General features: G+C 67.9%; 6 protein-coding genes. All 6 read left to right on the top strand.

Translation table 11 applies throughout. The features are described 5' to 3' along the window. A partial coding sequence (locus tag Q0672_RS06025; protein ID WP_298620742.1) for a helicase-related protein occupies nucleotides 1-905 on the top strand: 905 nt, incomplete at its 5' end. Between the two features lie 136 nt (nucleotides 906-1,041). After that, entirely contained in the window at nucleotides 1,042-2,862 is a 1,821-nt protein-coding gene (ftsH, locus tag Q0672_RS06020; protein ID WP_298620740.1) for an ATP-dependent zinc metalloprotease FtsH, read from the top strand. Nucleotides 2,863-2,891: 29 nt separating this feature from the next. Then, on the top strand, nucleotides 2,892-3,590 hold the full coding sequence (locus Q0672_RS06015) for an META domain-containing protein (protein WP_298620738.1): 699 nt from the start codon (nucleotides 2,892-2,894) through the stop codon (nucleotides 3,588-3,590). A 106-nt stretch (nucleotides 3,591-3,696) separates the two neighbouring features. Then, nucleotides 3,697-4,590 carry a glutamate/aspartate ABC transporter substrate-binding protein gene (locus tag Q0672_RS06010; RefSeq protein ID WP_298620736.1) on the top strand — a complete coding sequence of 298 codons (894 nt, stop codon included), beginning with the start codon at nucleotides 3,697-3,699 and terminating at the stop codon, nucleotides 4,588-4,590. A 113-nt stretch (nucleotides 4,591-4,703) separates the two neighbouring features. Beyond that, on the top strand, nucleotides 4,704-5,444 hold the full coding sequence (locus Q0672_RS06005; protein ID WP_153163198.1) for an amino acid ABC transporter permease: 741 nt from the start codon (nucleotides 4,704-4,706) through the stop codon (nucleotides 5,442-5,444). 13 nt (nucleotides 5,445-5,457) lie between these two features. Continuing rightward, on the top strand, nucleotides 5,458-6,022 hold a 565-nt coding region (locus Q0672_RS06000), incomplete at its 3' end, for an ABC transporter permease subunit (protein WP_298620734.1).

Below are 6,022 nucleotides of genomic sequence, written 5' to 3'. Positions count from 1 at the left end.
CCCGCGCGCTGGCCGACTTCAAGGACGCCAAGCTGCAGGTGCTGGTCGCCACCGATATCGCCGCCCGCGGCCTCGACATCGACCAGCTGCCCCAGGTGGTCAACTTCGAGCTGCCCAACGTGCCCGAAGACTACGTCCACCGCATCGGCCGCACCGGCCGCGCCGGCTCCAGCGGCGCCGCGGTGTCGCTGGTCGATCGCGACGAGCTGCCGCTCCTGAAGGACATCGAGCGCCTCATGAAGCGCCTGATCGACAAGGTCGAGGTGCCCGACTTCGTGCCCTCCGCCGCACCGGCCGAATCCGACGAGCGCCCGCCCCGCGAACCCCAGGGCCCCCGTCAGGGCCAGGGCAAGCGCGGCAGCAACCGCGACCGCCAGGGCCAGCCGCAAGGCCAGGGCGCCAAGCATGGCGAAGGCCCGCGTCAGGGGCAAGGACAGGCCAAGCCCAAGACTCCGGGACAAGCCCAGGCTCAAGGCCAGGGCCAGGCCCGTGGCCCGAAGCAGGGCGACGGCCAGCCCCGCCAGGGCGCCAAGCCCCAGGGTCAGAGCCCGCGCGCCCGCCCTGCCCAGGCTCAGGGTGAAGGCCGCGGCAACCAGCAGGCCCCGCGTCCCGCTCGCAAGGCCGACGGCTCGCAGGTGGATGACGATTTCGGCAACCGCGTCGACTACCAGCCCCGCGCCCGCAACAACTACCGCGACCCCGAAGCCAACATGGGCGGTCACCGCCACGGCAACGGCTTTGGCGGCAAGGGCAACGGCGGCAACCCCAACCGCGGCACCCCCGCGGCGCTGGACGAAGCCCGTCGCTCGCCGGTCACCCTCACCGGCCGCAAGCCCGGCGAGGTGAAGCCGCCCGCCCTGTTCACCAGCCCCCGCGGCGGTGGCAACGGCAGCAACAACCGCTGATCGCAGCCCTCGGGCCCCAGAAAAAGGCACCCTCGCGGTGCCTTTTTCCTTTTTGACGCCCCATTGGCCGGCAATGCGCCTTGAACCCGGCCGAACCGGCCTCATCTAATCAAAACCTGTCTCATCCGGCCCTGCCATGGAAAAGAAAACCCAGTTCAGCCTCTGGTACTTCGTGTTCGCCCTGTTTGCCGTGTTCACCCTGCACGACCTGTGGGTGCAGGTGCGCACCGTCGAACCCCTGCCCTACAGCGAGTTCCAGCGGCTGGTGAAGGCCGGCGAAGTCACCGAGATCAGCATCGCCGACAACACCATCCAGGGCAGCCTCAAGACCCCGCTGCAGGACGGCCGCCAGAAGTTCGTGACCACCCGGGTCGACCCGGCGCTGGCCAAGGATCTCGCCCAGTACGACGTGAAGTTCACCGGCGTGGTGGAAAACACCCTGCTGAAGGACGTGATCGGCTGGGTGCTGCCGGCGGTGATCTTCGTGGGCATCTGGATGTTCGCGATGCGCAAGTTCGCCGACAAGCAGGGCATGGGCGGTGGCGGCTTCATGAACCTCGGCAAGAGCAAGGCCAAGGTCTATGTGGAAGCCAACACCGGTGTCACCTTCGACGACGTGGCCGGCGTGGATGAGGCCAAGGACGAGCTGAAGGAGGTCGTCGGCTTCCTGAAGGACCCGAAATCCTACGGCCGGCTGGGCGGCCGCGTGCCCAAGGGCGTGCTGCTGGTCGGCCCGCCGGGCACCGGCAAGACGCTGCTCGCCAAGGCCGTGGCCGGCGAGGCTGGCGTGCCCTTCTTCTCGATCTCCGGCTCCGAGTTCGTCGAGATGTTCGTCGGCGTGGGCGCCGCCCGCGTGCGCGACCTCTTCGAGCAGGCCCGCGCCAAGGCCCCTGCGATCATCTTCATCGACGAGCTCGACGCCATGGGCCGCGCCCGCGGCGCCTTCGCGATGGGCGGCCACGACGAGAAGGAGCAGACCCTCAACCAGCTGCTGGTCGAGCTTGACGGTTTCGACTCGTCCTCCGGCCTCGTGCTGCTGGCCGCCACCAACCGCCCCGAAGTGCTCGACCCGGCGCTGCTGCGCGCCGGCCGCTTCGACCGTCAGGTGCTGGTGGATCGCCCCGACAAGAAGGGCCGCATCGCCATCCTCGCGGTGCACATGAAGAAGATCACCCTGTCGCCGGATGTGGACGCCGAGAAGGTCGCCGCCCTCACCCCGGGCTTCTCCGGCGCCGACCTCGCCAACCTGTGCAACGAGGCCGCGCTGGTGGCTACCCGGCGCAACGGCACCGGCGTGACGGTGGAAGACTTCACCGTGGCGGTCGAACGCATCGTCGCCGGCCTCGAGAAGAAGAACCGTGTGCTCAACGAACACGAGCGCACCGTCGTCGCCTACCACGAGATGGGCCACGCGCTGGTGGCGATGGGCCTGCCGGGCACCGACCCGGTGCACAAGATCAGCATCATCCCGCGGGGCGTGGGCGCCCTCGGCTACACCATCCAGCGCCCCACCGAGGATCGCTTCCTGATGACCCGCGCCGAGCTGGAGAACAAGATGGCCGTGCTGCTGGGCGGCCGCGCCGCCGAGCAGATCGTCTTCGGCGAAGTCTCCACCGGCGCCTCCGACGACCTGCAGAAGGTCACCAGCATCGCCCGCTCCATCGTGATGCGCTTCGGCATGCACGCCGGGCTCGGCAACGTGGCCTACGACACCGAGAAGAGCAACTTCCTCGGCCAGAACGCCAACCCGCCCCAGGAGCGCAGCTACTCCGAGGAGACCGCCCGGGAGATCGACTGCGCGGTGCGCGAGATCGTGGCCCGGGCCTTCGAGCGCAGCGTGGCCATCCTCACCGAGCGCAAGGCCATCCTCGAAGACACCGCCCGCGATCTGCTGGCCCGCGAGACCCTCGAAGAAGCCGACCTCAAGGCGATCCACGCACGGGTGACGGCGGCATAATCGGGGCTTTGCCGCTTCCGGAGCCCGCCATGCGCCCCACTCTCCTCGCCGCCCTGCTTGCCAGCCTCGTCGCCAGCGCCCCCGCGCTGGCGGCCCCCGACAAGCCCGCGACGCCGGCGGGCGTGCAGACCGGCATCTTCGTCTACTTCGCCGATGCCGGCCTGTTCGCCCGCTGCAGTGACGGCCGCCGGCTGCCGGTCGCCCAGGAAGGCGCCAATCTGGCGCTGGAGCGGGCCTACGCCGTCCATCGCAACCAGCCCGCCGCCCCGCTGGCGGTGAGCCTCGCCGGCCACCTCGAAACCCGCCCCGGCCCCGACGGCGGCCGCGTCGAGATGCTGATCGTCGATCGCTTCGACCGCGCCCTGCCCGGCCCGGGCTGCCCCAACACGGCCGACCTGCCCACCACGCGCTGGATCTTGGAGAGCCTGCCCGGCAGCAGCGTCACGCTGCCCGACGGCCCGCGCACCCCATCGATCCAGTTCGACGCCGAGCGGCGCCGGGTCACCGGCACCACCGGCTGCAACCGGATGAGCGGCGAATACCGCAGCTGGGGCGGCACCGGCCTCAGCATCCTGCCCCTGGCCACCACCCGCATGGCCTGCCCGGAGATGGCGGTCGAATCGGCCTTCCTCCAGGCGCTTTCCCGGGCGACCCACCGCATCCAGGCCGCCGACCGGCTCGACCTGCTCGCCAACGGCGTGCCCGTGGCCCGCTTCGTCGCCCACTGAATGCCGCGCCCCGCCTGCAATTGACGCCCACAGCGGGCGCCGGCTGGGGCACAATCGGTGCGAACGAGCCTGTCGAACCCTCGATCCCGAACCGGAGGAACTGCCCATGTCCTGTCTGTCCAAATTCGCCCTCGTCACCACCGCAGTCCTGCTGGCCCAACCGGTGCTGGCCCAGGAGTCGCCGACCCTCAAGAAAATCAAGGAAACCGGCACCATCGCCCTCGGCCACCGGGAATCCTCGATCCCCTTCTCGTACTACGACGACAAGCAGCAGGTGGTGGGCTACAGCCAGGAGCTGATGCTGAAGGTGGTCGACGCCGTGAAGACCGAACTCAAGCTCGCCAGCATCCAGACCAAGCTCACGCCGGTCACCTCCCAGAACCGCATCCCCCTCGTCCAGAACGGCACCATCGACATCGAGTGCGGCTCGACCACCAACAACACCGAACGCGCCCGCCAGGTGGCCTTCTCCAACACCATCTTCATCATCGGCACGCGCCTGATGACCAAGAAGGATTCCGGCGTGAAGGACTTCCCGGATCTCGCCGGCAAGAACGTGGTGACCACCGCCGGCACCACTTCCGAGCGCCTCATCCGCAAGATGAACGAGGACAAGAAGCTCGGCATGAACATCATCTCCGCCAAGGATCACGGCGAAGCCTTCCTCACGCTGGAGACCGGCCGCGCCGTCGCCTTCATGATGGACGACGCCCTGCTCTACGGCGAGCTTGCCAAGGCCAAGAAGCCCGGCGACTGGGCCGTGGTCGGTACGCCCCAGAGCTTCGAAGCCTACGGCTGCATGATGCGCAAGGATGATCCGGGCTTCAAGAAAGTGGTCGACACCGCGCTGGCCAAGGCCATGACCTCCGGCGAAGCCGAAGCCATCTACAAGAAGTGGTTCACCCAGCCCATCCCGCCCAAGGGCCTGAACCTCAACTTCCCGCTCTCCGACGCCATGCTCAAGCTCTACAAGACGCCCAACGACAAGCCGTTCGAGTAAAGGGAAATGGGTAGAGGGTGATGGGAAGTAGGGAGTAGGGCAGAGCCCCCTTCCCGACCTCCCACCGCCCACTCCCCATTACCCACTTTCCACCTCCCACTTCCCACCAAGCCATGAGCTACAACTGGAACTGGAGCATCTTCTCGAGCCCGGTGCCGACCGGTGAGACCACCTATCTGGGGTGGATGCTCGCCGGGCTGCAGACCACCGTGGCCCTGTCCCTCTCGGCGTGGGTGATCGCCCTGTTGCTGGGCAGCCTGATGGGGGTGCTGCGCACCGTGCCCCACAAGGGTCTGTCCCGGTTCGCCGGCGCTTACGTGGAGGTCTTCCGCAACATCCCGCTGCTGGTGCAGCTCTTCATCTGGTATTTCGTGCTGCCCGAGCTGCTGCCCTTCGGGCTGGGCGATGCCTTCAAGCAGAAGCTCAATCCCGTCACCCAGCAGTTTGTGGCGGCGATGGTGTGCCTGGCCTTCTTCACCAGCGCGCGGGTGTGCGAGCAGGTGCGCTCGGGCATCGACGCCCTGCCCCGCGGCCAGAAGAACGCCGGGCTCGCGCTGGGCTTCACCCTCGGCCAGACCTACCGCCACGTGCTGCTGCCGATGGCCTTCCGGCTGATCGTGCCGCCGCTCACCTCCGAGTTCCTCAACATCTTCAAGAACTCCGCGGTGTGCTCCACCATCGGCCTGCTCGAGCTCGCCGCCCAGGGCCGCCAGCTGGTGGATTACACCGCCCAGCCCTACGAATCCTTCATCGCTGTCACGGTGCTCTACCTCCTCATCAACGTGGTGGTGATGAGCCTGATGCGAGTGGTCGAGGCGCGGACCCGCGTGCCCGGCTATATCGGTGGAAAATGAGGAGGCACATGCGATGAACTACGAATTCGACTGGTCCTCCATCCCCGGCGCCCTGCCCTTCCTGTGGGAGGGCATGAAGGTGTCGCTGGAGATCACCGTCACCGCGGTGATCGTCGGCATCGTGTGGGGCACCCTGCTGGCGCTGATGCGGCTCGGCACCATCAAGCCGCTGGCGTGGTTCGCCGCCGGCTACGTCAACCTGTTCCGGGCGATCCCGCTGGTGATGGTGCTGCTGTGGTTCTTCCTGATCGTGCCGCAGCTGCTCAAGGGTTTCCTGAACCTCGACCCCAACACCGACGTGCGGCTCACCTCGGCGATGGTGGGTTTTGCGCTGTTCGAGTCGGCCTACTACTCCGAGATCATCCGCGCCGGCATCCAGAGCGTGCCCAAGGGCCAGGTGTCGGCGGCCTCGGCGCTGGGCATGACCTACGCCCAGGCGATGCGCCTGGTGGTGCTGCCCCAGGCCTTCCGCAACATGGTGCCGCTGCTGCTCACCCAGGCCATCGTGCTGTTCCAGGACACCTCGCTGGTGTATGTGTCGGCGCTGGCCGATTTCTTCGGCGCGGCCTACAAGGTGG

This window comes from uncultured Zoogloea sp. (assembly GCF_937894855.1).
Lineage (GTDB): Bacteria > Pseudomonadota > Gammaproteobacteria > Burkholderiales > Rhodocyclaceae > Zoogloea > Zoogloea oryzae.
Note: the sequence above shows the minus strand (reverse complement) of the source record. Positions and strands in the feature narration are given on the sequence as shown.